24 protein-coding genes and 1 tRNA gene are annotated in these 24,886 nt (G+C 52.8%); 20 read left to right on the forward strand and 5 right to left on the reverse strand.

Features of this window, described 5'->3' with window-relative positions:
* The first annotated feature begins 92 nt into the window (after positions 1 to 92).
* The 8 genes from DF283_RS02950 to DF283_RS02985 all read left to right on the forward strand — a co-directional run bounded on the left by DF283_RS02950 (position 93) and on the right by DF283_RS02985 (position 7,272).
* Positions 93 to 983, forward strand: a complete 891-nt coding sequence (locus DF283_RS02950; protein WP_303673220.1) for a glycerophosphodiester phosphodiesterase — start codon at positions 93 to 95, stop codon at positions 981 to 983.
* 130 nt (positions 984 to 1,113) lie between these two features.
* On the forward strand, positions 1,114 to 2,010 hold the full coding sequence (gene glyQ, locus DF283_RS02955; RefSeq protein WP_303673221.1) for a glycine--tRNA ligase subunit alpha: 897 nt from the start codon (positions 1,114 to 1,116) through the stop codon (positions 2,008 to 2,010).
* 78 nt (positions 2,011 to 2,088) lie between these two features.
* A complete protein-coding gene (locus DF283_RS02960; protein WP_303673222.1) occupies positions 2,089 to 2,547 on the forward strand; it encodes an NfeD family protein in 459 nt (152 codons plus the stop codon).
* 84 nt (positions 2,548 to 2,631) lie between these two features.
* Positions 2,632 to 3,600, forward strand: a complete 969-nt coding sequence (locus tag DF283_RS02965) for an SPFH domain-containing protein (RefSeq protein ID WP_303673223.1) — start codon at positions 2,632 to 2,634, stop codon at positions 3,598 to 3,600.
* A gap of 53 nt (positions 3,601 to 3,653) precedes the next feature.
* Positions 3,654 to 4,448, forward strand: a complete 795-nt coding sequence (locus DF283_RS02970; protein WP_303673224.1) for an SIR2 family NAD-dependent protein deacylase — start codon at positions 3,654 to 3,656, stop codon at positions 4,446 to 4,448.
* Entirely contained in the window at positions 4,441 to 5,595 is a 1,155-nt protein-coding gene (locus DF283_RS02975) for an ATP-binding protein (RefSeq protein WP_303673225.1), read from the forward strand. The genes DF283_RS02970 and DF283_RS02975 overlap by 8 nt, the downstream gene beginning before the upstream one ends.
* On the forward strand, positions 5,592 to 6,938 hold the full coding sequence (locus DF283_RS02980; protein WP_303673226.1) for a response regulator: 1,347 nt from the start codon (positions 5,592 to 5,594) through the stop codon (positions 6,936 to 6,938). Before DF283_RS02975 ends, DF283_RS02980 begins: the two co-directional genes overlap by 4 nt.
* Before the next feature lie 115 nt (positions 6,939 to 7,053).
* Positions 7,054 to 7,272 carry a hypothetical protein gene (locus DF283_RS02985; RefSeq protein ID WP_303673227.1) on the forward strand — a complete coding sequence of 73 codons (219 nt, stop codon included), beginning with the start codon at positions 7,054 to 7,056 and terminating at the stop codon, positions 7,270 to 7,272.
* 271 nt (positions 7,273 to 7,543) lie between these two features.
* On the opposite strand, the gene trxA is transcribed toward DF283_RS02985, so the two are convergent.
* A complete protein-coding gene (gene trxA / locus DF283_RS02990) occupies positions 7,544 to 7,873 on the reverse strand; it encodes a thioredoxin (protein WP_303673228.1) in 330 nt (109 codons plus the stop codon).
* 215 nt (positions 7,874 to 8,088) lie between these two features.
* Here trxA and DF283_RS02995 point away from each other — a divergent pair, with 215 nt between their 5' ends.
* The 6 genes from DF283_RS02995 to DF283_RS03020 all read left to right on the forward strand — a co-directional run bounded on the left by DF283_RS02995 (position 8,089) and on the right by DF283_RS03020 (position 14,931).
* Positions 8,089 to 9,276 (forward strand): LptF/LptG family permease, encoded by a 1,188-nt coding sequence (locus tag DF283_RS02995; RefSeq protein ID WP_303673229.1) that lies wholly within the window; start codon positions 8,089 to 8,091, stop codon positions 9,274 to 9,276.
* Between the two features lie 526 nt (positions 9,277 to 9,802).
* Entirely contained in the window at positions 9,803 to 10,729 is a 927-nt protein-coding gene (locus DF283_RS03000) for a hypothetical protein (protein WP_303673230.1), read from the forward strand.
* A gap of 327 nt (positions 10,730 to 11,056) precedes the next feature.
* Positions 11,057 to 11,872, forward strand: coding sequence for an SH3 domain-containing protein (locus DF283_RS03005; RefSeq protein ID WP_303673231.1), 816 nt, complete (start codon positions 11,057 to 11,059; stop codon positions 11,870 to 11,872).
* 88 nt (positions 11,873 to 11,960) lie between these two features.
* Positions 11,961 to 12,374 carry a hypothetical protein gene (locus tag DF283_RS03010; protein WP_303673232.1) on the forward strand — a complete coding sequence of 138 codons (414 nt, stop codon included), beginning with the start codon at positions 11,961 to 11,963 and terminating at the stop codon, positions 12,372 to 12,374.
* The gene (locus DF283_RS03015) at positions 12,374 to 13,696 is read left to right on the forward strand and encodes a tetratricopeptide repeat protein (protein ID WP_303673233.1); all 1,323 of its coding nucleotides are present in this window, start codon (positions 12,374 to 12,376) and stop codon (positions 13,694 to 13,696) included. Before DF283_RS03010 ends, DF283_RS03015 begins: the two co-directional genes overlap by 1 nt.
* Positions 13,693 to 14,931, forward strand: a complete 1,239-nt coding sequence (locus tag DF283_RS03020) for a tetratricopeptide repeat protein (protein ID WP_303673234.1) — start codon at positions 13,693 to 13,695, stop codon at positions 14,929 to 14,931. Before DF283_RS03015 ends, DF283_RS03020 begins: the two co-directional genes overlap by 4 nt.
* A 10-nt stretch (positions 14,932 to 14,941) precedes the next feature.
* On the opposite strand, the gene DF283_RS03025 is transcribed toward DF283_RS03020, so the two are convergent.
* The 3 genes from DF283_RS03025 to DF283_RS03035 form a co-directional block, all read right to left on the reverse strand.
* Positions 14,942 to 15,277 carry a hypothetical protein gene (locus DF283_RS03025; RefSeq protein ID WP_303673235.1) on the reverse strand — a complete coding sequence of 112 codons (336 nt, stop codon included), beginning with the start codon at positions 15,275 to 15,277 and terminating at the stop codon, positions 14,942 to 14,944.
* A gap of 163 nt (positions 15,278 to 15,440) precedes the next feature.
* Complete coding sequence (locus tag DF283_RS03030; RefSeq protein WP_303673236.1) at positions 15,441 to 15,578, reverse strand: hypothetical protein; 138 nt, start codon at positions 15,576 to 15,578, stop codon at positions 15,441 to 15,443.
* Between the two features lie 471 nt (positions 15,579 to 16,049).
* Positions 16,050 to 16,583, reverse strand: coding sequence for a thioredoxin family protein (locus DF283_RS03035; protein ID WP_303673237.1), 534 nt, complete (start codon positions 16,581 to 16,583; stop codon positions 16,050 to 16,052).
* A gap of 219 nt (positions 16,584 to 16,802) precedes the next feature.
* On the opposite strand from DF283_RS03035, the gene DF283_RS03040 reads away from it, so the two are divergent.
* The 4 genes from DF283_RS03040 to DF283_RS03055 all read left to right on the forward strand — a co-directional run bounded on the left by DF283_RS03040 (position 16,803) and on the right by DF283_RS03055 (position 21,912).
* A complete protein-coding gene (locus DF283_RS03040; RefSeq protein ID WP_303673538.1) occupies positions 16,803 to 18,299 on the forward strand; it encodes a tetratricopeptide repeat protein in 1,497 nt (498 codons plus the stop codon).
* A gap of 594 nt (positions 18,300 to 18,893) precedes the next feature.
* Positions 18,894 to 19,886: a vWA domain-containing protein gene (locus tag DF283_RS03045; protein WP_303673238.1), complete on the forward strand. Its 993-nt coding sequence runs from the start codon at positions 18,894 to 18,896 to the stop codon at positions 19,884 to 19,886.
* A gap of 125 nt (positions 19,887 to 20,011) precedes the next feature.
* A complete protein-coding gene (locus DF283_RS03050; RefSeq protein WP_303673239.1) occupies positions 20,012 to 20,656 on the forward strand; it encodes a hypothetical protein in 645 nt (214 codons plus the stop codon).
* 194 nt (positions 20,657 to 20,850) lie between these two features.
* Complete coding sequence (locus DF283_RS03055; RefSeq protein WP_303673240.1) at positions 20,851 to 21,912, forward strand: KpsF/GutQ family sugar-phosphate isomerase; 1,062 nt, start codon at positions 20,851 to 20,853, stop codon at positions 21,910 to 21,912.
* 52 nt (positions 21,913 to 21,964) lie between these two features.
* On the opposite strand, the gene DF283_RS03060 is transcribed toward DF283_RS03055, so the two are convergent.
* Entirely contained in the window at positions 21,965 to 23,677 is a 1,713-nt protein-coding gene (locus DF283_RS03060) for a GGDEF domain-containing protein (protein WP_303673241.1), read from the reverse strand.
* 409 nt (positions 23,678 to 24,086) lie between these two features.
* Here DF283_RS03060 and DF283_RS03065 point away from each other — a divergent pair.
* Together DF283_RS03065 and infC are read left to right on the forward strand one after the other, a co-directional pair.
* Positions 24,087 to 24,167, forward strand: a tRNA-Leu gene (locus DF283_RS03065).
* A 151-nt stretch (positions 24,168 to 24,318) separates the two neighbouring features.
* Positions 24,319 to 24,798, forward strand: a complete 480-nt coding sequence (gene infC / locus DF283_RS03070) for a translation initiation factor IF-3 (RefSeq protein WP_303673539.1) — start codon at positions 24,319 to 24,321, stop codon at positions 24,796 to 24,798.
* The last annotated feature ends 88 nt before the right edge of the window (positions 24,799 to 24,886 follow it).

Below are 24,886 nucleotides of genomic sequence, written 5' to 3' on the forward strand. Positions count from 1 at the left end.
GAAGATACGATATTTTTAGTTTTAAATTTCAGTACAGTTAGGCATTTGTGCCTTTAAATATTGTGGGTGTTTTGGGTGGGGAGTTTTGCAGTATGTTAAGTCATTTGAGTCAGTTCCAACGGCCTTTTGTCATTATTGCCCATCGGGGGGCGACCACCAATCAGGATCTCAGTCGGGTGACTCCCGAAAATACCATGCCCGCCTTTCTGGAGGCTCAGAAGCAAGGTGCGGCCATTGAGCTGGATGTCATGACCACCCGGGATGGCACTGTGGTGGTGTATCACGACTTTAAGACGGGCCGGACGTTTCGTCTACCCGAGCAGCAAAAGCCCGTCCGGCAGACGGATTGGCATGAATTGCAGAAGGCCCGGTTTAATGCGGCGGCGCATGAACGGGAGATTCAGCGCATGATGGGGCCATCGGGCAATTATAAAAGTCCGCAGTGGTTTGAAGGCTTGCAGGTGCCCTCTCTGGACGCCGTGTTAACGGATTTTCCCAATACCCGGTTTTGTATCGAGCTGAAAACGGTGAATCCCTTTGCCAGTGGGCAGTTGGAACGGAAGGTGGCCCGCCTGATTCGAGAGAAAAATTTATACGATCGGGTCACGGTGCTGAGTTTTTCCCCGGTCAGTTTACGGAAAATCAAGCGTTACGATCCACAGATTAAAACGGCCCTGAATGTGCAGGTTCCGGATCTGGTCAAGCAGTGGCCGGTTCTGCTGAAAGGGTTTATCAAGCTCTACGCGCAGCGATGGGTCGGGGTGGACGCCATTCAGCCCAGTTATAGCGATACCACCCCGGCATTGGTTGAAATCGCCCATTCGGCAGGCCTGCCGGTGGTGGCCTGGGCCAGCAGCGAGACTCGGGAGGAGGAGCGGCAAAAATTTCCTCAGTTAATGGCTATGGGCGTGGATGGCCTGATTACCAATGCCGTTGATTTGTTGAACGCAGCCGTGAAGGATCGCCCTCTGCCCTTGTGTTAGACTTTTAAGGCTGTCGACATCGTGTCGCGAGTCTTTTTGTCCTCCGTCTGGGCGGGCGTTCCGGCAAAGTGCCGGGCCTGCTTCCAACCTTTTGTACACCTCCTTTTAAAAAGAAAGATTATGGATACCTATGGCACTTACATTTCAGGAGTTGGTCGCTAATTTAAACCAGTATTGGGCCCAGCAGGGCTGTGTGGTGCAGTTTCCCTACGACAGTGAAAAAGGCGCCAGCACCATGAACCCGGCTACCTTCTTGCGGGTGCTGGGGCCGGAACCCTGGAACGTGGGTAACGTGGATCCGTGCCGTCGTCCTACCGATGGCCGGTACGGGGAAAACCCCAACCGCTTGCAGCACTATTTTCAGTATCAGGTCATTATGAAGCCTTCCCCGGACAATATTCAGGATCTGTATCTGAAAAGTCTGGAAGTGCTGGGCATCAATATTGCTGAGCATGATATTCGTTTTGTGGAAGACAACTGGGAATCGCCCACCCTGGGGGCTTGGGGCGTGGGCTGGGAAGTATGGCTGGATGGCATGGAAATCACCCAGTTTACCTATTTCCAGCAGGCTGGTGGTTTGGATATTCATCCGACTGCCGTGGAAATCACTTACGGTTGCGAGCGGATCGCCATGTACCTGCAGGATGTGGACAGCGTCTATAAGCTGAAGTGGAATGAAACGCTTACGTACGGCGATATCTACCTGCAGAACGAGATTGAGCAGTCCAAGTACAACTTTGAAGTGTCCAATCCGCAGACCCTGATGCAGTTGTTTGATCTGTACCGGGGCGAGGTGGAGAACGCCTTGTCTCACCAGTTGGTGCTGCCCGCTTACGATTACGTGCTGAAATGCTCTCACGCCTTTAACTTGCTGGATGCCCGTGGCGTCATCAGCAAGGATGAGCGCACCAATTACATTTTGCGCATTCGGCGTTTGGCGGAGCAAGTGGCCAAGCTGTATGTGCAGCAACGGGAGGCGCTGGGCTTCCCCCTGCTGAAGCACCAACCCGCCCCGCAGTTGAATTAAGAAGTGCTTCTCCCTGTTCTATCAGTTACAATAGGAGAAGAGCAGGATTAGAGGTAAAGCAGACTGATGGAAGTGGGCATGTCAAACGTCATGCTGGGCTGGGTGGCACTGGCCTTGCTGTTGGGAATTATCGAAGTGTTTACCGTGGGCTTCTTCGTGTGCTTTTTTGCCCTCGGCGCGCTGATAGCTGCACTGGCCTCCCTGTTTATTCCGGGCCTGTTGGGGCAAACGCTGGTTTTCGTGCTTTCTTCCCTGTTAATGGTATGGTGGGCCCGCCCGGTGCTGACCAAAGCCTTCAAAGTGGGCAATCGCCCTGCCGTGGAGTCTAACGTGTCGGCCTTGCTGAATACGGTGGTGCTGGTGTTAGAGCCGGTGGACAAGTACACGGGTAAGGTCAAGGTCACCCATACCGGGGAGGTCTGGACGGCTTATCTGGCTAATGAGGATGGAGAAACCATTCCGGTGGGGCAGGAGGCCTTGATTGTGAAGGTGGACGGGGCCAAACTGGCCGTGACCCCCAAGCCGTCACCGTCCTGAGTGCTTTGTGGGCAATCGGTTTTACAACCGTTTTGGGTGATTTCAAGCGCATTTTTTGAATCGAGCGATAGGGAGTTTCTATAAATGGAAGTACTGGGCGGTTTTCTGGTTTTTATTCTCATCATTTTCTCTCTGGTGGTGGTGGGTTCCTCGGTGCGTATTGTGCGCCAGTCTACTGTGGGAGTGGTAGAGCGTTTGGGGCAGTACCTGGCCACGCAAGAAGCTGGGATTCGGTTGCTGGTGCCTTTTCTGGATAGCATTCGCATGGTGGATATGCGGGAGCAGGTCTACAATCTGCCCTCTCAGCCGGTGATTACCAAAGAAAACGTGACCATGAACATTGACGCCATCATCTACTTTCAGGTGACTGACCCGGTGCGGGCCACCTATGAGGTGGTTGATTTAATTACCGCCGTGGAAAAGCTGGCCCTGACCACCATGCGGAATATCATTGGGGAAATGACCCTGGATGAAACCCTGGCCAGCCGGGATGTCATTAACTCCAAGTTGCAGCACGTGCTGGACGACGCCACGGGCAAGTGGGGCTTAAAAGTGAACCGGGTGGAAGTGAAGGATATCGATCCGCCCCGGGATATTGTGGATTCCATGCAGAAGGAAATGCGGGCCGAACGGGAAAAACGGGCCATGATTCTGACCGCGGAAGGCGAGAAGCAGTCCGCGATTTTGCGATCGGAAGGGGAGCGGGAAGCGGCCATCCGCAATGCCGAAGGCGTCCAGCAGGCCATGATTTTGGAGGCCGAAGGCCACAAGCAGGCTTCCATCAAAAAAGCGGAAGGGGAAGCCGCCGCCATTCGCAGTGTACAAAGCGCCGAAGCGGAAATGGTCTATAAAATGTTCACTTCTATTAAAGATGCCAACCCGTCTAAGGAAGTCTTGCAGGTGAAGTATCTGGAATCGCTGGAAAAAGTGTCTCAAGGGCAATCCAACACCCTGTTTTTACCGTATGAGTCCATTGCCTTTATGGGTGCTTTGGCCGGTTCGGTGCGGGCGGTACAAAATCAGGCGGAAAAAGGCGCTGGCGATCGGGGCTAGCTATCGTAGAATGATAGCCAGAGAAAATGGTGCCAAACAAGGAGTAACCCCTCTTGCCCGATTTGGCCATTCTGCATAAAGCAGTTCAAGCGCTCACACATTGCCACCAGACTCAAGGCAGTCTGGTGGTTTTGACTGGGGCGGGCGTTTCCAAAGAGAGTGGCATTCCCACCTTTCGGGATGCCCAGACTGGACTGTGGGCCAACTACAAGGCCGAAGATTTGGCCACCCGGGAGGGTTTTTTGAGTAACCCGGCTATGGTGTGGGACTGGTACGACTTTCGCCGAAATACGGTGTGGCAGGCCCAGCCCAACGCCGCTCATCAGGCCCTGGCCGATTTGGAAACCCTATTTCCCGCTTTCACCCTCATCACCCAGAATATCGATAACCTGCACCAGCGGGCGGGTAGCCAGACCGTACTTGAATTGCACGGCAATATTTTTCGCCACAAATGCCTGGATCACAATCACCCGGTCAGTTTGGCGCTACTGGCCGATGCGGAAGTCTCTCCGCCACGTTGTCCGGTGTGCAACGCCTGGGTGCGTCCCGATGTGGTCTGGTTTGGGGAAATGCTGCCGCCTCAAGTGCTGGACAGGGCTTTTCTCGCTGCCGAACATGCCTCGGTGATGCTTATTGTGGGTACCTCCGGGGTGGTGCATCCGGCGGCCAGCCTGCCCCAGATCGCCAAAGAGGCCGGGGCGACCGTGATTGAAATCAACCCGGAGATGAGCGCATTCACCCCCTTCGTTGTGGATCACTTTTTGCAAGGGCCAGCGGCGGCGGTGCTGCCAGCCTTGCGATCGGCTTTGGCCCAAAAATTGGGTCTTGTGGAGGCTTCCCATGGCTGAGTCGTTTCCTTTGGATGCTTTTGCTCTGGATGATTTGGGCGCGTTACCCTTGCTGGAAAGTTTAACCTCCGGGGCTATGGTGTGCGACGCGGCTGGACAGGTACTGTATGTTAATCCGGTCCTGCGGCAGTTGTTGGGATCACCGTCTCTGCCAACAGTTACCCGCCTGAACGATTGGATTCAGCCACTCCCCAAGGTGGATTGCGCCTTTTGTCTGGGGTTACCGGACGGGGAGCCGACCCCGCTGCACAGTGGCTTTTTGCGATCTGCAGCCCAGCCAGCCCAACCGGAGGCTTTGAAAGTCAAGATCAAGCACAGCCCGCTGGATCATGGCAGTGTGTTGACGCTGATCGACCCATTTTCGGAGGATACCACACTGACGCAGGCCCATTCCGATTTTGTAAGTACCGTCAGTCACGAGTTTAGAACCCCCCTGACCAGCATCAAGGGCTTTGCCGATACCCTGCTGCGCTATGGGGGGCAGTTGCCGGATGAGGAAAAACGACGTTTTATCAGCATTATCAAGGATCAGGCGGATCGTTTGATTCGGTTGGTGGAAAACTTATTGGCCGCTTCCCGGCTCAGCGCCGGGCGGGTGGAGTTGAGTTACCGGCCCATTCCCCTGAAAAAGCTGCTGGAAAAGACGGTGGAGAGCGTGCGGGCTAAGATCATGGCCCAGCAGTCTACCGTCCCCCCTCGTATGTTTCATCTGAGCGTACACCCGGAATCGATTGAAGTATGGGCGGACGTGGACAAGCTGGAGCAGGTGTTCATCAATTTACTGGATAACGCGGCCAAATATTCGCCGGAGGGCACCCTGGTCACTGTTCGGGCGGAGTTTCTCCCGGAAGATGACACTCAGGTGCGCATTGTGGTGCAGGATCAGGGCCCGGGCATTCCGGCGGAATTGCTGCCTAAAATCTTCACCCAGTTTTACCGGGTGGAAAGCCCTCTGAAGCAGCAAGTGGAGGGCACCGGTCTGGGCCTATACATCACCCAGTCCCTGACCACGGCCATGGGGGGGCGGATTTCGGCGGAAAGCACCCCGGGTCAGGGCAGCAGCTTTACCGTTATTTTTCCGGCGGCCACCCCGGAGCGACAAGCCATGTACCAGCGTCGGCTGTCCGCCTCGGAGGTGGAGCGATGAGTGACTTTCAGGTAGTGTTGCTGGTGGGAAATGCTCCCGGTCAGGATATGACCGCTTTGATGGGCAACTTTGGGCATCCCGGCATGCTGACCCTGTTGCACAGTGAGCGTCTGGGACCTGGGGGAGAGACGGTTCAGGCGATTCTGGCCGAGGTTATGCCGGATTTGATTTGCCTGTTCGCCGACGATTTGGAGGCTCAGGGTGATGATGTGCTGGGCTTCTGTGAGCAAATTCGGGAACAGGGTCTGAAGGTAAGACCCATTGTGGTAGTCCAGAGTGACGCTCAGGAGAATCAGCGCATCCAGTATTTATTGCAGGGCGCGGATGATATTTTTGGACCAACCCTGTCAGAAGAGGAGTTTCAGATTCGTTTGCTGGTGCATTTGCGACGCAATCTGGACTTTGCGGCCAATGCCGTCACCCAGTTGCCGGGTTTGCAGTTTGCCCAGAAAGTGGTGCAGCGTCGCCTGAACCAGCAAAAGCCCGTCGCCCTGCTTACCGTGGCCCTGGATCATTTTGACGTGTACAGCGAAGCCTACGGAGATTTACCGGCCCGTCAGGTGCTGAAAACAGTAGCGGCCATGCTCAGCCGCATTGTGATGGTGCCTGACTTCATCAGTCAGAGCGATGAAAATCACTTCGTGATTGTTTCTCATCCAGATAAGGCTGATAAGCTGGCTGCTTTGGCCTGTCGGCAGTTTGAAACCGTTTCGCCCAACTTTTATTCGGAGAAGGATCGCAAGCAGGGTTACCTGATTTCAGTCATTTCGGATAACATTAGTCGCCGCGTGCCCTTGCTCAGTCTGAGTATTGGCATTGCCTCCACGGAAACCCAGCCATTTGACTCTTTTATGTCCCTGTTTAACGCCAGCCAGCAAATGGGTAGTCTGGCCCGCATGCAATCGGGCTCCAGCTGGCAAAGTGATCGCTTGCGTTTGGCTGGAAGCATTGCCACGCCGGTTATTGCCGACCGGCGACCGGGTATTTTAATACTGGAAACGGATGCCGCACTGGCCTACCTGCTTAAAACCACGCTGGAAATGGAGGGCTTCGCCGTTGAACTGGTCACCAACCCTGTGGACGCCTGGCAGCGATTGACCGAAAACGCCCGTTTGCCTGGAACCCGTCTGGTCATTCTGGATGCGTTGGTCAATCAGGAGGAAACCGGCTTGCAGCTGACCTCTGAGATTCGGGCGCACTATCCGGAAGTCCGTATTATTTGCGCGTCCAGTCTGCATAACCGTCAACGGGTCTTACAGGCAGGCGCGGACTTATATTTGCCTCGCCCCTTTGAATTGTCTCGCCTGTTTTCCTGGGTACACCGGCTGTTGACAGAGAACTGAGCGGAATAGCTGAGTCCTGCTGGTAAGGCTTGGCTTCATGCGTTTAAGGGATGCCTTGCGGGCCGGATTCTTTTCATAATAGAGAGACAGCCCATTGATCAGGGATCTTTTCTTTATGACTGCCAGCACCCCCATTTGTCCCATTTTAAGCATTCGCAATCCCAGTGTGGATGAATTGTGCCTGGGGGCCGACTGCGCCCTGTATTTGCCTGCGGTCAAAAAATGTTCTCTGGTGTACCTGGGGTTTAAGGCCATGCTGGAGGTACAGCGTTTACAGCAGCCTCCGGCTCAACCCCAGCAACCGCAGCAGGCCCGTCCGCCCCAACAAGCCTGACGATTCCATCATTCACGGTTTTCTGATTCGGGTTTTTAGCTTCATATAACTTAACCTGAGGTTTGGTTCACCTCGGGTATTGGTATTACACCTATACGGATTTATAACAACCAAAAGTAGTGTGTCTTTCTTATTCTCCAATTTCGTGTGATTCATCAGGGAAAGCCCAGGCATAGGCTTTCCTTTTTTATTGCCATCTTTTATGACCCCCTCACCAAAAAAGCACGACCCGAAGATCGTGCTTTTTGAGGTTTGATCCCGTGCGGTGGGACTAGTTGTTCAGGTGCTTGTTCAGCACTTCGGTGAGGGTGGACTTTTTGTGGTTGCCCACCATTTGCTCAACCGGTTCACCATTCTTAAAGATGATCAGGGTGGGAATGCCGCTGATGTGGTAGTTTTGGGCGGTTTGCAAAGAGTCATCGGTATTCACCTTAACCACTTTCAGCTTCCCTTCGTACTCGCTGGCCAGTTCATCAATCACCGGGGCCAGGGCGCGGCAGGGCCCGCACCAGGGAGCCCAGAAGTCTACCAGAACCGGCACGTCGGCTTTTTTAACTTCCTGTTCAAAACTTTCATCCGTTACATTTAATACGTTTCCCATGGGTGGGCTCCTTTACATAAACGCAATCACGGCGATCCCGGGGGCTGGCGTGTCTTGTCCTCCAACACTCAGGATCTTTGCTTTTCATTGCGTTTGATTCTATCATAAAGCTGGTTGAACTTGAGCGTTACCCGGCATCCCCTCTCTGGCTCCTGATGGCTTACGTTTTCTCGCTCGTGTTTCCGAATCTCTCATTTGAGGCAAAGGTTTTTTCAATGGCCCCCAAACTGCTCGATCGTTATATTTTCCGGCAACTGCTGGACTACTTTATTATGGGGGTGGTGGTCTTCACCCTGGTGGCTTTCTTTTCGGACACCCTGCTCAAGTTCATTCGGGATGTGCAGAAGTACGGCATACCGTTTAGCACCCTGATTACCATGGTGGGCTTGCAGCTCCCCCGATCCATTGCCCTGGTGATGCCTGCCAGCGTGTTTTTGGCCGTGCTGCTGGTGTTTAACCAGTTGAACAACCAGTTTGAAATCATCGCCTTGCGCATGAACGGCATCAGCTTGTGGCGGATTATGGTTCCCGCTTTGGCCCTGGGCTTGCTGTGCAGTGGCATGGCTTACTGGCTGAATGATTACGTCGTGCCCTGGTGCAACCAGAAAACCGAGCAAATGAAGCGGGTGGCCATCAGCGAATCGGCCTTGCCTGCCAACGGAAGCAGTTTTACCTACACCACCTTCGATGAGAAGCACAACCTGACCCAGATGATTTACGTCAGCAACTATCAGGGGCATCACCTGGAAGACACCACCATCCTTGATTTATCAAAGCCCAAGGCCATGCAAATTTATCAGGCCCGTTCTGGCGAGCTGAACGCTTATGACGGTTGGAGTCTGGAGAACGTGAACCATTACACCATTGTGCGGGGACAAAGTGCCGCCGCCGATGAGCAGAAATTTAGCAGCGGCCATTTGGGCAGTTTGCGTCTGGGGGATCTCATCAAGAATCCCAATCAGGATGAAAAGCGGGCCGAACTGGAACGGGAACGAGCTTCTGGCACCTGGATCAGTTCTGAGCAACAAACCTTTGGCCAAATGCTGCAGGCCATTCAAAAGCGGGAATCCAATCAGGAGCGGGTGGCCCGTGGGAACTACCTGCAATTGTGGGCCAAGCTGACCTGGCCCCTGAGTTGTCTGGTCATTATCCTCAGTGCGGTGCCCCTCTCCATTACGCCGCCCCGTCAGGGTAGCAATCGTGGCTTTGTCTACGCCATTGTCGTGCTATTTCTGTTTTATATGTTGCACAATACGTTTCAAAATATCGGTAAATCCAGCCACTTTGATTTCATCGCCAGTATGCCGCTTCCCGCTTACCTGACCCTGCTGGCCTGGATGCCGGTCACCATTATGGCCATCATTGGCTGTGTGCTGATTCAGCGAAAAACAAAAGTTTTGTAGAAATTTGTAGATAGAGGGTCTGTAAATAAATGCTTGGTGCGTATTGCGACAGGTTTGGGAAAAGTTTTCTGAAATTTGAATAATACTGCTTTTCAGGAAGATTGGCTGTTCGTGCGGAAACTTGTGAAAGTCTGTTTTGTTCTGCAAATTAAAACTGAATCATTGCGGAACAAAATAATTTCAATTGTCCAGTTGTCCAAGTGTGGACTAGTCGTGTGGTCAGCTTTGCAAGGCTTTTCGGGATTTTTGGGAACGCAGAGTGAAATGATTATTTTAAAAAAATAATGGGTTTGTATCGTTTTTTATGGAATTTGGGGGTGATTTTAAGGGTGATTTTTGGGGTGATTTTCCTACGGATGACGCTGTGAAGTCTGTATGAGGCGGGAATTCTGGGGCGTTTATATATAAATGATGTGCTTTGTTGCCGTGTTGACAGTTGGGTTTCATTGGCCATTATGGGAGAGGTTAGTACCAAATTGTTAAAGTCAAATTTAGTTAAAGTCATTCTTTGGAAGGAAGTACTTCAATGAAGAATAAATTATTCGCTTTGGCCTTGTCCTTGGCCGTTGTCAGCACCGCTGGCGCTTTCGCTGTTTCCGATAACAACGATTTCAACAATGGCAGCAACATCGGCAGCACTGTTGGCAACACCACCAGCGCCGATAACGATCAGGTTAACGGTAACGATCTGTTCTCCAACAACAACCTGACTGACGCCAGCCAGGACAACGACAACCTGAGCGACAACAACAGCTTCAACGATACCAACACCAACAACGATAACAACAGCTTCAACGATACCAACAGCAACAACGAAACCACCAGCCTTTCCTTGACTGATGCTTTCAAATCCAACGATGGCAACGACAACAACGTTAGCAACGATGGCAACGATGGCAACGTCAGCAACAATGGCGATGACAACAACCAGGCCAACGGCAACAGCTTGCTGTCCGGCAACGAAACCAACGCCTTCTCCAAAAACAACCTGACCAGCAACGATGGTAACGATAACAACGTTAGCAACGATGGCGATGACAACAACACCGCTAATGTTGCTTTGAGCGACAACTTCAACAATAAGAGCGTTAACGATTCTAACAACGACAACAGCCAGAACTTTGACCTGAACGTTCAGGACAACGTGCTGGGTGCTGGCTTGAACGCTTCCAACGCTTGCGTACAAGACAACGGCAACCTGATCAACGGCGACCAGCTGAATGGCTACGGCGTGATCGGTTCCGGTTCTTACATCGGTACTAACAATGGCTTGACCGAAGGTTCCGTGGGTGTGGTTGGTGATATGACCAACGCCATCTTCGTGAACGCTGGTGATCTGGGCGCTGGCGGCGGCACCATCAACTCCGCTAGCTTCTACAACACCACCGTGGGTCTGAATGCTGCCTCTGTCACCGGTGACATTACTGCAACCCAAAACAACATCAACTTCTAGTTGAAACTGTCTGAAACTTCAGATTCCAGGCTTCGGCCTGGGATCTGGGTTTCACCCAATTTGAAAGAGTTCTTCGTTTCTTTTCATCCATTTGTTGTCAGCCCAGGAGCATCTAGTTAAATGACTATTTTTCTGTTGAAGAAATCAGCTAAACTTTCTCTTAGGCTGTTCACCATTCTCGCATTTTTAATTGTACTCACGTCTCAAGTCATTCCTACTCAGGCTGAGGGTGAGCAAGGCTCTGCAACTACAACCATTAATAACTCTACTATGAAAGATGTTTGTATGGGTCTCAATGGGAGTAACGTATCGGGTGAGTTATCTGCATTGTGCAACAATATTGGTATTAATATTGGTGGTAACAGAACTCAGGTTTACGCTCCCACGCAGTCCAATGCGGTGGGCGGTACATCCGCCCTGGTGCTGCCCCGCAACCCCCTGGCCTTGCCCAACGCCAACTTGGGGCGCTCCAACTTCGGCTTGCAATTCGGTTTGAACAACAACCCCATTTTAGGGAATCTTAACTCCGTCAACGGCAAAACCGATGCTATGAGCTGGTTTTTGCAAGGCGGTTTGACCATTCCCTTTGGCAAAATTCCCGATATTATCGCCAACCCTCGCAACAACCAGCTGGATGACATCCGCCAGCAACGAATGATGGACGAGCGGGAAGTGTTTGGCTCCCTGCAAAATCAGCAAAACGCCCGGGCCAACGTGCAAGGTAAAGTGGTCCGCCTGAACGCTTACAATTACGCTACTACGGCCTCTCCCAAGTTGGAAGGTATTCGGGATGGCCTGAGACAGGTCGAATCTGAAAAGGCGAGCCTGTTGAGCGCTCCCAAGGTGCTGGCTCTGGCCGATGCTGCGGTTTATTCCAAGCCTTTGGGCAAAGGCGATAAAGTCGGCTCCACTACCACTGGCGAAGAATATCGTTACATTGGCCACACCAATTCCGGCTGGGTGAAGATCATTATGTCCAATGGCCGGGAAGGCTGGGTTAAAGGGCAGTTTGAGTACCTCAAAAACGACTATACCGAGATTGATACCGTTACCTTGGGCAATCCCACCGATGACCTGAAGAACGCCCAAACGCCCCTTCGTGGTAAATTGGCCACCACGACCTCCTCTTCTCGTAAACAATAATCTTCCGCCCCTTCACTAAAGGCCTGCGTGCTCTATGACGCTGACGCTTACGAAATTTCAAAGACAGACTTGCTTACTGACAGCGTGCTTGCTGTCTTTAAGTCTTTTCTGGGCTACCTCTGGCTGGGCCTTGCAAAACGCTACCCCGTGGACCTCTGAGCGCAGCGTTCAGAACCTGGTGTATGGTTCATCCTCTTTCAACGATGTGACTATGGCGCTGGGACGCCCTCCGGATGAGATTGTGCGTTCTGAGCAAATGTATCCGCCCATCGTCAATTTTTACTATTTTGATGAAAACAAAAGCGGCGCGGCGACCGTCTTTGTTTTTGAGAATGGTTTTTTAGTGGGCATGCAGTATAAATCGCCTGATAATCAGTATATGGATGTCAGTTATTTCTTGCAGAATAACGGCGATCGCCAGTTGAACTTCCCTTACACCGGTGGCTATCAGGGCTACTTCCCTTTCTTTCCCCTATACGGCATGCGAGGGGCGTATTACTAATGCGCAAGGATTCCCGTCTTGTTGGTTGCCTGTTAAGTTTACTTCTGGTTTTTGCTTGTGGTCCTTTTGTCGCCCTGGCCGATATCACGGGGAATCTGGTACAGGCTCGGGCTGCCATGCAGACCAAAGACTGGTCCGCGGCCAATTATGAATGGCGGCAGGTTTTGGCTGGTGATCCGGATAATATTGAGGCCAAAGTCGGTTTGGCGCAATCGTTGTTCAATACCAAATTTTATGAAGAATCGATTTCCCTGCTGGAAAGCATTCCGCCTCAAAAACGCCCCCTGATTGCCTCTTTGGGGCTTGCACGCACTTACGCCATTGCGCAGGATTACTTGAAAAGCCGAAATGAGTACATCGCTATTTTGCGCAATAATCCTTACGAGGTGAACGCCTTTATGGAGTTAAAGGCGTTGGAGCCCAAGTTGACCGAACCTGAGCGAAAGGCTATTGAAAGCAATTTGGCTAAAATTGCCAAAATGGCTCAGGCCAAGGGTAATCAGGCTTTGGATGAAGCCCGTTATAAAGATGCCGCTCGCTATTATGAGGTGGCTGCCGCTCAACTGAAAACGGTTGGGATTATTAATGATTACGGCATTATTCTATTGCTAGCCGGTGATTACCCAAAGGCACATCAGCAGTTTATGTTATTGCGCTCCAAAAATAAAATGGGCTTTTCCGAGGTGACTTCCAACGCTTCCATAGCCTCCTTGAGTGTCGGGAACTTGGCGCAGGCCAAGAAAGAAATTCTGGATGCCATAAAAGACGCGCCTTCAGATAAGCTCAAGGCTCAGTTATACAATAATATGGGTTTCATTCTGGAGATGAGCCGGAAGCGCACGGATGCCAAGTTTGCCTATCAGCACGCCCTGGCCCTCAACCCCAATTTAGTCACCGCGCGTAAAAACCTGGCCTTTGTTTTACAAGCTAATCAGGATTACAACGAAGCCATCCGGGAGTATCAGGAGATTCTCAAAAAACATCCCAACGATGCGGAGTTGTGGAATCGGTTGGGTTTTGTCTATGAATTACAGTACAAGTCCAGACCTGCGGTGGCAGCCTATAAAAAGGCCATTCAAGCGGATCCCAGGAACAAGGACTCCTATTACAACCTGGCTCTGTTGTACAAAAAAATGAATCGCCTGAAAGAAGCCAACGACACTTTGAAAACTTACATGGAAGGTTTGTACGCCGATATTGAGTCGGCCACTCCTACCGAGCAGGAGCAAAACAAAGTTCAGGGCGCCGCTGCTGAAAAAAATCCACTTAAGTATGTGGTGTTGTTTCCTTCATCCCCTAAAGTAACAGCCAAGTTGCAATGAAATTTCAGGTTTCTCTGCTTAATTTTTCCCTATGTTTGATGAGCGCCCTGTTATGTGGCTTGCTCGTGCCGGTCTCCGCTCAGGAAATGGATCATGATAAGACTTTAGACACGGTGGAAATTCAGGTTCTGGGGCGGAAGTACGAGAACCTGTCTCAGGAGCGCCGGTTGACCCAGCTGGAGAGGCAGTTGAACGCCAATCCGCCGGTCAAGGCCAGTTCCCAGTATCGGGTCAATCAGCTAATCAATGCCCACCAGCGTAGTGTTTCTGAGGCGCAGCGCCGAGAGGCGGTAAAAGCCTACAATACGGGCATTGATTTGTCTCGGCAGGGCAAAAATAATGAAGCTATTGCTATTTATCAACAGGCCTTGACCCTGGATCCTTATCTGATTCCCGCTTATAACAACCTGGCCAATTTACAGGAAAGTCTGGGGGCTTTTGATCAGGCGCAAGGGACCTATCAAAAAGCCATTGAAATGGCTCCCAATGAACCTTTATTGCATTTTAATCTTGCGGTGATTCAGGAGAAGCAAGGTAAAATCATGGACGCTTATGAGCATTACCGCCAGTACGTCAAGCTCTCCTCCAGCCCGGATCCGCAAATTGTGGAGCTGGTGCGCAGTTTTGATGCTCGTCGTTTTTCGGCCAGCAGGGAGCCTGATTATTCCACGCTTACCACCAAGGAGTCCCGCGGGGAGCGTCTGATTTGGCAGGACTGGCAAATGCCATTGCCTGTTTTCGTGGTGCTGAATGATCCCTCTCAAGCGTTGTTTGTTCCGGAAGTCTACAAGGATTTTGACACATGGACGCATGCTACGCAGGGCCGACTCCGTTTCCGGGAAGTCGGATATCCTGATCAGGCCCGCATTTTAATTACTCTTAAGCAGGGACCTTTAATGGATGCCAACGCCAGCATTGGTCACGCCAGCTTTAACATTGAAACGCTGAATACAGAAGATCCTATGAAGCGCTTGCGGGTGACCATTGTGGTTAATACTGGGGAACCAGGCACTGCTATCACCCTTGAGAACCGGAAACAGCAGGTACGTAAGCTGGTTTTGCACGAGCTGGGACATGCTATCGGTATTTGGGGGCACAGCAGCGATCCGGGGGATATTATGTATACCCATCCTCTGGTGTCTGAACTGTCCAGCCGAGACGTGCGAACAATCCAGAAGCTGTACGGCATTCAGCCGGTACCTGCCCCGGTGACCAGTTATTCGGGTCAGCCTTGAAGGGTGGCTTTTACCTGCCGGGGTTCGGCGTATTGAGGAGAAAGGGGCGATCCTGCCGAGTGGGCTGGACGGGCCAGTGCTTCAGGTCGTAAAAGATGACAGGCGCCTGCTGGCCGGAGTTTGTTTGAGAGGCCGGGACGCCCGGATCGAGTTTGGGTGTGTAAATACGGTTCATATTTAGCTCCCAGCCAAGCACAGCACCCGCTGAAGGAATGCTGGCCTGAGCCAGCGTCCAGGGCTGCCCCTGAGCCTTCTGGGGATTGGGTATAGAAACGGCCAAAACAGCCAGACACAGTACGGAATAGATGGTTTTGCACCGTCTTGGTGGTTTGCGTCCTGAAATCATGGCCCCAACTCCCCTTCCTGTGATTTTACCGTGGGTTATCCCCAAAACCGGTATTTTCAAGGAAAGACGCTACAGAGCCGGATTTGTTGCGCAACAGGCACTTTCGGTCGCCAGGGAGGCTTTTCTTGTTCACAGAGGGGGGCGTGGTTTTCTGAAAACGGATCTACATGGCCCGACTGCGAAGCTGCTGCAGAATATCGGCGCGTTGGGCAACGGGTAGAGCGGCAAACTGATCCCAGACCATTTTCAGGCTCATGCGATCAGTCGGAAACACGCAGGCATGGAGTAACACGGTGGTCATGATGTGCTTGTCACCCAAGACCCGTTTAACAGCTTTGAGGGTGCAACGAAAATCTCTTGAAATTTCAGTGAAGACTGAATTACCCAGTCCAACCTCGTGTGTCATCACGACATTTTTACTCATAATCCCTCCTGGCTGATGGCTAAGCCTTGAATGGCTGCTATTTTGACTGTGCCAATCTTATCCTTCACTAGTATTTTACACACAGTCCCGGCTTTTCTGCATTCGCGACATTGACGGCATTCTCGGTCGGGCGAATGAAGGAGCGCCGGATTTGACTACAGGACATGCTTTCTGCCCGGTTTAGGGGCTGGCCTTAATTTGTGAAGAAATATTGAATCCGGCGTCCGTGTTTCCGATCGGGTTATCAATTTTATATAGCGGCCAATTCTCTAAAAAATGAAGCCCTGATCCCCCGGTTTTCGGAAAACACGATGGTTTTCCCCTGAAAGTTTGGCGATTCCATGGTGTTTATAAATTCATGGTTTTGGATAAAGCCTTGTCGATGGCCTGTTGCAAGGTGCCTTTGGAGGTGAAAAATTCCGGCTTGATGGGGTGCTTCTTCATGTGATGGGGATCAAACACGAACACACCGGGCAAGGCGTCTACCCCGAATAACTTGGCAATGTCCTGGTTGGCCGGTTCGCTGACATCCAGCATGACCAGAGTCAGTCTGTGCTTGTAGGGGCCTTCTTTCAACTCGTGAATAACCGGTGTCAGTTGTTTGCAGGTGCCGCATGTGTCGCTGTAAAACTCAACCAGCAAAGGCACTTTGGAGGTTTTAAAGGCGGTTTCAATGCTGAGCCCCGGATCGTAGGAGGAGGGCAGGTCTTTGGTCATCCATAACTGGGTGGCAAAGGCCGAGGCGAACACCAGAGAGGTAATCATCAAAACCAGTAAAAAGCTGCGTTTGAACATGGCGGCTGCCTTTGCTTGGGTGGGGACGGCACTGGGTTTTTCCACGGGAAGCTGTAAGGTCATTTTACTGGAAGTGGGTGCGATCATTCAATGTGTTCCTTCTTTTGTGCGGGTTGAAGGCGGGCATCCCTCGCCCGGGAGGTGGGAAGTCTGTAAAATGTGGAGGGCCTGGGTGGATGGCAGCTGGTGGATGAATCCGGAGCCGTTTCTAATGAACGGGCAGGGAGTAAAATAGAAATTACAGTTTGAGACTGGTTGGCCGATAGTGCCTTTAAGCGAGTGAGTGTTTGAGATTAACGCGTGAACATGAAAATAATTGCCGTTTTCAAATCGTATAGCGCCGTGTTTCCGTTGGGGGTGGCCTGTGCTGCGGTAGTCATGTTGCTTGCTGCGGCCCCTGCCCATGCCGATGCCTATCAGCTGGGGCTGAACCTTTATACTCAGGGCAATTACGCGGGCGCCATCCGTTATTTTCTGGACTCGGTGGCTCAAAACAGCCTGAACGCCAATGCCCATTATTATCTGGCGGACTCTTACCTGAAGTTGAACCGCTTTGCGGAGGCTCAGGCTGAATACCAGAAAATTTTGACGCTGGCCCCTGACTCTCAGGCCGCTCGTTTGTCTCGGGTGGGGCTGTCCCGTTTACGACTGTATACGGAAAGCAGCAACAGTCGGCAGTGGCGTTTGAGCGGAGAGACTGGAGGGGCAAAGGCGGATCGCTATGAAGGGGTCATTCCCAAGGGTGGTGATTACCTGGACAATGCCACAGAGGGGGGGAAGCGAGTGCGTTGGGCTTTGTCCCGGCTACCGCTGAGGGTTTATATTGAGGAGTCTCCTCTGGGCATTCGCAATTTTCAGCCGGGGTTTGTGGCTGAGGTTCGACGGGGGCTGGATGTATGGTGCGCGGCGCTTGAAAATCAGCTGTCCTACACGCAGGTGACCAGTAAAGAGCAGGCCGATATTCGGGTGAGCTGGGTGAACAACATCGATAGTCAGGCGTATAACGAGGAAGGGCGAACCGCCTATACTGCGGGCTTGATGACCCCGCATTATCAGGGCGACCGTATTGACTACATGGATGTGAAGATAGCCACCTTTGATATTTTGGGCAAGCCGCAGAGCGGTGAGCAGATTCATGCGGTGGCCGTTCACGAGCTGGGGCACAGTCTGGGCTTGATGGGCCATAGTGATCAGCCCGGGGACATTATGTACTCGGAAAACCGAAGCGTCATCAAGCCCTCCTTGCGGGACGTGATTACCATTCGTCGGCTTTATACGCTGGCCGCCGATATCAACAATCTTTCACCGGAACAGCGTGAGGTCACTACCGAGCGGGTGCAGGAGCTGGCCAATGCGCAGGAGAAGGCCCTTGGCAGGCTGGAGCGCACGGTGGAACAGAGCGGTACCCCCCTGAATTATCTGAATTTGGGGGTGGGTTATTATCAAAAGGCGCTTCAGGCTATTCAAAAGGGAGAAAACGCCAGACCCTGGCTGGAAAAAGCATTGCAGGCCATTGATAAGACCATTGAGATGCAACCCAAAGATCCCCGGGCCTATCATCGCCGCAGCCTGGTGCATCAGGAGCTGGGGGACTTTGACAGTGCGTTCGGGGATATCCAGAGAGCCATTACTTATGATCGCAGTGAGCCGGAATACCTGATGCTGAAGGCTTGGTACCTCAGCCAGTTAAATCGCAAGGGAGAAGCCCGTGGGGCGCTGGACGCCTACTTGCTGGCCAAGCCTTCCGCCGCGGGTTCCGCCGAGGTAAAGCGTATTCAGCAAGCCCTGGTCAACAAGGTTTGAGGGGGTACTCTTGCAGTCTGGGACACTTCGGGGAGCCTGGCCTTTGAGGGTTGGGTTTTTTGGGTTTTAAAATTTAAAATAAAATTAAAAGTAAACTTATGTAAAAAGTTTTTTAGTTCAGGCAATTCATTTTTTTCAGGGGGATTTATGACAGTGCAAACAAACAACACACCAAAACATAATGTCTCTCATTTAATAAATACTGCCTCTCTCTATCCGATCTCTTGCACTTTTCCCCCTCACGCAAGAGATTTTTTTTTGCCCGTTTTTTAAAAGCCCATCTTCCGCCTCATGGTTTGGGGGAGCCCGGCCTGCTGACTGGGGACGGTTTGCGTTAATGCGCTCAGTCTGCCGCAGCGTTACTCACCCCGTTCTCTTTGATGAGTCCTTCCTGTGGGGCCTTGGGCGGCATGGTATCGAAAGTTTGTTTATTTTTTGGAAGCGGGTGAGGCTGGCCATCCAATTGCCTGCTATGATGGTGGATGAGACGTGCCTACCCGAATCTGTCCGTTGCCTCATCCTTTGAGCGGCGGACGGCTGACTTGATCGGGGTTTGGGATGGGGCACCGGAACCTGTTGGGGGAGGATGGCGTCATGAGTCATCAGGATGATCGATCTCAGCGTTACTGGTTGAATCATATTGTGAACCGGATTGAGGCTTTTGTGCAAGGTTCCAGACAAACGGTAAAGAATGCGCCGATAGGCAGGATGGGGTATCCGTCCCTCTCCTGGTTGGCTGTGATCACGGTCAGTGTGGCTCTGGCGGCCATGGGGATGGTTCCCTCAACGGCCAAGGCTCAGTTGCCGCCCATTACTGGTAATGTCCAGCAAAGCCAGCAGGGATTGAACCAACAGGCCGGGCCAGAGAACGTCATGATCATTCTGGATTCCTCGTACTCCATGTCTGAGCCCATTGAGCAAAGCGGCGAGAATAAAATGATTGCCGCCAAGCGCACCGTGCTGGACGTGTTGCGCAATATTTCGCCCCGTACCCGGGTGGGCTTGAGGGTCTATGGCAATTCCGCCAACCAGTTTACCGCCTGCAAGGCCACCAGCCTGTTGGTACCCCTGGGAGAGAACAACCGCAACCTGATCGCCAGTAAAATGATTGGCCTGCGCCCCACCGGGGCCACCCCCATCAGCTACACGGTATTGCGCTCCCTGCAGGAAGACTTCAACGCGGTCAATGGCACCCATTCCATTATTCTGATCAGCGATGGCATTGAGACCTGTGGGGAGGACCCCTGCGATGTGGCTGTGAAAATGCAGCAAATGGGTATTCACATCAAAATCAACGTGATTGGGCTTGGCTTACAGGACTATGCGGCGGTGAAGCAATTGCGCTGCGTGGCCTTGGCTACCAAGGGCCAGTTTTATACCGCCAATACCGCCGCTGAGCTGGCCAATAGCCTGAACAAGGCCTTGGCCGTGGAAACCAACGTGCAAGGGACGGTCATTCAACACTCACAGAACCCGGTGGTCCCTATGCCTCAGTCCGTTCAGCCGCCGGTGGCTACGCCTCGCACGGTGACCGTTCCAGAGGTGGTTTTACCGGCTGCGGTACCCATTGAGTCCAATAAGAGGTAAAATAGGCCGCAGGATGGCATTCAGCGCCCGAAATGTATTTTTATACCCATGATTTTCACACAACGGCGGCCACGCCACTTTCATACTTGTATAGCCAAATTATAAATAGGATGGGACTTTTCAATATGCACAGCCAACCCTTAAACCGTCAGTCTGGCAGCCAGCGTTTTTTGCCACTGGCCTTGTCCGCTTTGTTCCTGTTTTCCGCGCTGGCAATGCCCGCTTCTGTAATGGCTGCCCCTCCAGCCAGCAAGCCGACCCCGGTTCAGAAAAAAGAACCCGGTAAGCCCCCTGCTACGGATAAAGTGGATAAAAAAGAACCCATGGGCAAGCTGGACGCCAAGGAAAAAGCGGCCCTGGACAAGGAGATTGAAGCCAGCGTGGCCAGCGCCACCAAGGTGGACAGTCTGGAGCTGCTGAAAAACCCGTCCCGGCACCTGAACCAGAAGGTGACCTTTACCGGCGTGTTCAACCGCTTTGCCGATACGGCCCTGGACTATAAAAAAGCCTTCCGCGATTCCCGGGATTACGTCAGCTTTTTCATCCTGCGTCCCGATGTGTCTCAGCACACCATACCGCTTTCCGAGCTGAAGCTGTTCTTTCCTCGCAAGAAGAGCAGTGAGGTGATGGATCTGGAAACCGGCGACAAAATCCAGATTGTGGGCACACAGTTCAGCAACGCGCTGGATGAGCCCTGGGTGGATGTGGAGCATATCAAGATTCTGCAAAAAACAGAAAAGCCCGAGCGGAAGCACGATCCGGAGTTCTAATCGCCGGTACCTGCCGTTTGAGAGACTCCCCCGGTTTGGCCGTCTGGCGTAATCGGGGGGCTTCGCTCAGCGATCACTTCAAAAGGCCGCCCACTCTTGGTTTGGAGGGGCGCTTCCTTGGGGCCAGCCCAGGTCAATGCTACAATCGGGCTGGGTTTTATTCTCGTAATTGAAAACAGGATGCCGCTTTTTTCATGTCAAACGCTTCGACCAATTCTGCTCCCATTGCTCAGCCACTCTCTCAGACCCCTCCCCTTCCTCCAGTCCCTCTCCAAAACGTGCCGGATGCCCCGGAAGCATTGCTGGCCCGTGCCCGTGGGGTGGTGGATATTGAAATTCAGGCCCTTGAAGACTTGAAGGCTCAAATGGACGATCAGTTCGTGCGGGCCGTGGAATTGATTGAGGCCTGCACCGGCCGGGTGGTGATTACCGGCATGGGGAAATCCGGGCACATTGGCAAGAAAATCGCCGCCACCCTGTCCAGCACCGGAACGCCCAGTTACTTTTTGCACCCTGCCGAAGGCAGCCATGGGGATTTGGGCTTGCTGACCCCGCAGGATATGGTGATTGCCATCTCCAATAGCGGGGAAACCCCCGAAATTCTCGGGATTTTACCGTTGGTGAAGCGATTCGGAGTTCCCCTGATTGGCATGACCGGTAAGGTCAGTTCCACGCTGGCCCAGCAAAGCGATGTGGTCTTGAATATCGCCGTGCGGCAGGAGGCCTGTCCTTTGGGCTTGGCCCCCACTGCCAGCACCACGGCTACCCTGGCCTTGGGAGATGCTTTGGCGGTGGTGTTGCTGGAGCGTCGGGGCTTTTCCCCGGATGATTTTGCCCTGTTTCACCCGGCGGGCAATTTAGGGAAGCGTTTGTTATTGCGGGTCTCCGATGTCATGCACACCGGGGACAGCTTGCCACGGGTGTCCGTGGATACCCCCTTTCTGGATGCCCTGATGGAAGTCAGCTCCAAAAAGCTGGGGCTGGCCATTGTGCTGGACGCTCAGGGTGTGATGCAGGGGATTTTGACGGACGGAGACGTGCGCCGGGCTCTCACTCGCTTCAATGACCCCCGAACCATTCCACTGGCTGAGGTCATGACCGTGTCGCCCAAGCAAATTGAGCCGGACGCCTTGGCGGTGACGGCCTTGCGCCTGATGGAAACCCATAAAATCACCGTGCTGGTCAGTTGCTCCCCGCAGGGGCAGCCTATTGGGGTGGTGCATATGCACGATATTTTAAAAACCGGCATCAGTTAGCCGGGTTTTTGGGGCGGAGCTTTCTGTCAGATAAGCCTTTCGGGCGCTGGCGCTATCCTGCTTGAAAGACTTGCTGGCTGGTCTCCCCGGGGCGGGCATAGCAAACCCGGTTGCGACCCTGATTTTTGGCCGCGTACAGTTGCTCATCGGCCAGGGCCAGCGTATCGGAAATCTCGGAGCGGTGCAGGCTGGCTTTGGGCAGGGTATTCACTTCGGCCACCCCCACACTGATGGTGACCTTGAGCGCTTCTCCGTTGATGCCGGTAATGCTCAGGCTCTCCACCGTCTGCCGAACCCGCTCCATCAGCTCCACCGCCGACTTCAGGTTGGTATCCGGCAGTAAAATGGCGAATTCTTCTCCGCCGAAACGGCAAATCACGTCACTACGACGCAGTTTTTGAGTGAACAGTTCGGCCAGCGCTTTCAGCACCAGATCGCCGCTGAGGTGACCGTAGGTATCATTGAAGTGCTTAAAGTGATCGACGTCTATTAAGGCCACGCAAAGCGGGGTCTGGTTGCGGCGGGCCCGCTCCAGTTCCGATTCAAACCGTTGATAGTATCCCCGGCGATTCATCAGCCCGGTCAGCTCATCGCTGGAGGCCATGGCCAGAGCCTTTTCCAGAACCAGCGCCCTGCTGATGGCCTGAGAAGCCAATCGAACGGCTTCTTGCGCCACCTGACGGCTTTCCTCGCCGATCAGGGCGTCGCTGGTGTAAAACAGGTTGAAAGTCCCCTGGATCTCCCCGGTGGCCAGGTCCACCATGGGCAATAGCAGGGCCGATTGCACGTGCTTCACGCCGAAGATATCACCCAATGAACGTTCACCCAGTTTTTGTCCGTTCAGGTGCAGGTAAAACCGGTTGCGAGCCATCGAAGACAGCAGGCCCACCAGATTCGAAAATTCCCTGATTTTGCGGCGCTTGCCCTGCAGTCCGGCGTGGCTGTAACTGTGCAGCCTGACTTTTCCATCCTGATGGCGCATGTCAAACAGGACTTCCCCTTGTCCGTTTTCGGGATTGAAGCCCACGTACTGGCAGGCGTCAAACCCCAGCCGACGGGTAAAGATGTCCAGGGTGGCGGTAATGATGGCGTCTCGATCCACGGCGGTGACCAGTCTGGAGGCCAGTTCCAGTACCACGCCCTGCACGAACGGCAGGGTCTGGGATTGCCGGAAGCGCAGTAGTCGATTGACTTTGGTGGCCAGTGCAGGGCAAAGACTGTCCAGCAGGACCTGCTGCTGCGGGATTTGGCTGGAGGCGCTGACGGCCAGCAGTCCCGTTTGACCATTTTCCAGTGGAAAGCAGCTTTGTGTAATCGCTTCCGGCAAGCGATTCCGCAGGGCGGCATCCTGAGGGCCGGTCAATTCGTGGATCTTGGCCCCCGGGGTTTGCAAATCCTCTAGCAGGGCGTACAGGCCGGTTTGTTCATCGGCCACCAGTACGGCGCAATGAGGGGTGCCCAGTGCCTGAGCGAGGGCTTGATAGATCTGGCTGACCGCTTCCGGCAGCTGTTCGGAGAGATCGAACTGAAAGGCGGTTTGGCAGCGGGCCTGCTTCAGGGCATAATCGGCCTGAGCCAGCGGATCCGAGTGGGCGGATTGCTGGTTGCAGCTTAAAATTGCCTGAAAGATCTGCCCGGCAGTCTGGCTTTCTTGGGCGCTGTTGCGCTTGAGCAGGGTGGACAATCCCACTGCCAGCCCGATTTGCTCCGAAGCGGTGGCGCTTGGGAGGGCATTGGCGTTTGGCTGTCGGTTCAGCATGCTCATCGTGCGGATTGGATCGTCCCTGTCAACTGAACGGGGCAGGCCTTGTAAATGTAAATCTCAAAAGGCCCACTTCATTCCGGCTTTCACTACAGACATAAAAACAAATTCCGGGGCGTTTGTGCTTGGGCTGTCTGTTTTGGCTAGGGGAGAGGATGTTTTTAAGGATGGTTTGTTCCACGGTATACCCGCCGCGAAAACCCAAGCATAGTTATCATACATTTGGGCGCTTTCAGAATCGGCCAGCGTGTATAGGCCAATGGATCAGTTTTGCCAGATGCCCGTCAACGCAGCGTTTTCCATGAGGGAATATAAACAATTTTTAGAATTTTTGGAGACAGGCTGCTCTGCCTCTTGATCTGCGGGCGCTGTTAGGCTACATTACAGTTCTCTTCCCCGTTACCTACTTCATGCGGAAGTGGTGGAATGGTAGACACGCATGTTTCAGGAGCATGTGGCGCAAGCTGTGGGGGTTCAAGTCCCCCCTTCCGCATATTCGCTAATTTTTTGATCCGGCGCTATAATATTTTCAAGATTTTTCGCTTAAGCCCGTTGTTTCTTTATCAGGTCTGGAGGAACGTTCTATTTCCAAGTATCCACCCCAGCGGCAGGTTAATAAAGGTCCGCAAATTTTAAGTCCTGAAATCAGGGCTATGGAAGTTCGCCTGATTGATGGCGAAATTAATGAAGTCATCTCTCGCAGAGATGCAGAAGCCTTGGCCAGAGAGCGGGGCCTTGATTTGGTGGTGATGAGCTTTGACTCTTCGCCGCTTGTTGTGCGTCTGGTCGATTTCGGTAAATTCAAGTTCGAGAATGACAAAAAGGCCCGTGAAGCCAAGAAAAAGCAGCACGTGGTCGAGGTCAAAGAGATCAAGATGAGCGTCCGGATTGACGATCATGACTATGAAACCAAGAAGGCGCACGCTATCAAGTTTCTGGAAGCCGGCAACAAGGTAAAATGTACCATTCGCCTGAAGGGCCGCGAAACCCAGCATGCCAATCTGGCATTTGATCTCGGCAGAAAGTTTGTAGTAGACTTGCAAGACTTCGGATCACCCGAAGGGGACATCCGGATGGAAGGCCGTACCATAACCATTAACATCGGGCCTGCCAAGAAGAAGTAAGCGTTTGGGTTCCCTTTAAACGTTTTACATTCTGACTTTCCTGACCGTCCCATTTCCCAGTCCAGTCGAAAAACAGGGTATACCCTAG

It is taken from the genome of Vampirovibrio chlorellavorus (assembly GCF_003149375.1).
Classification (GTDB): Bacteria; Cyanobacteriota; Vampirovibrionia; order Vampirovibrionales; family Vampirovibrionaceae; genus Vampirovibrio; species Vampirovibrio chlorellavorus_B.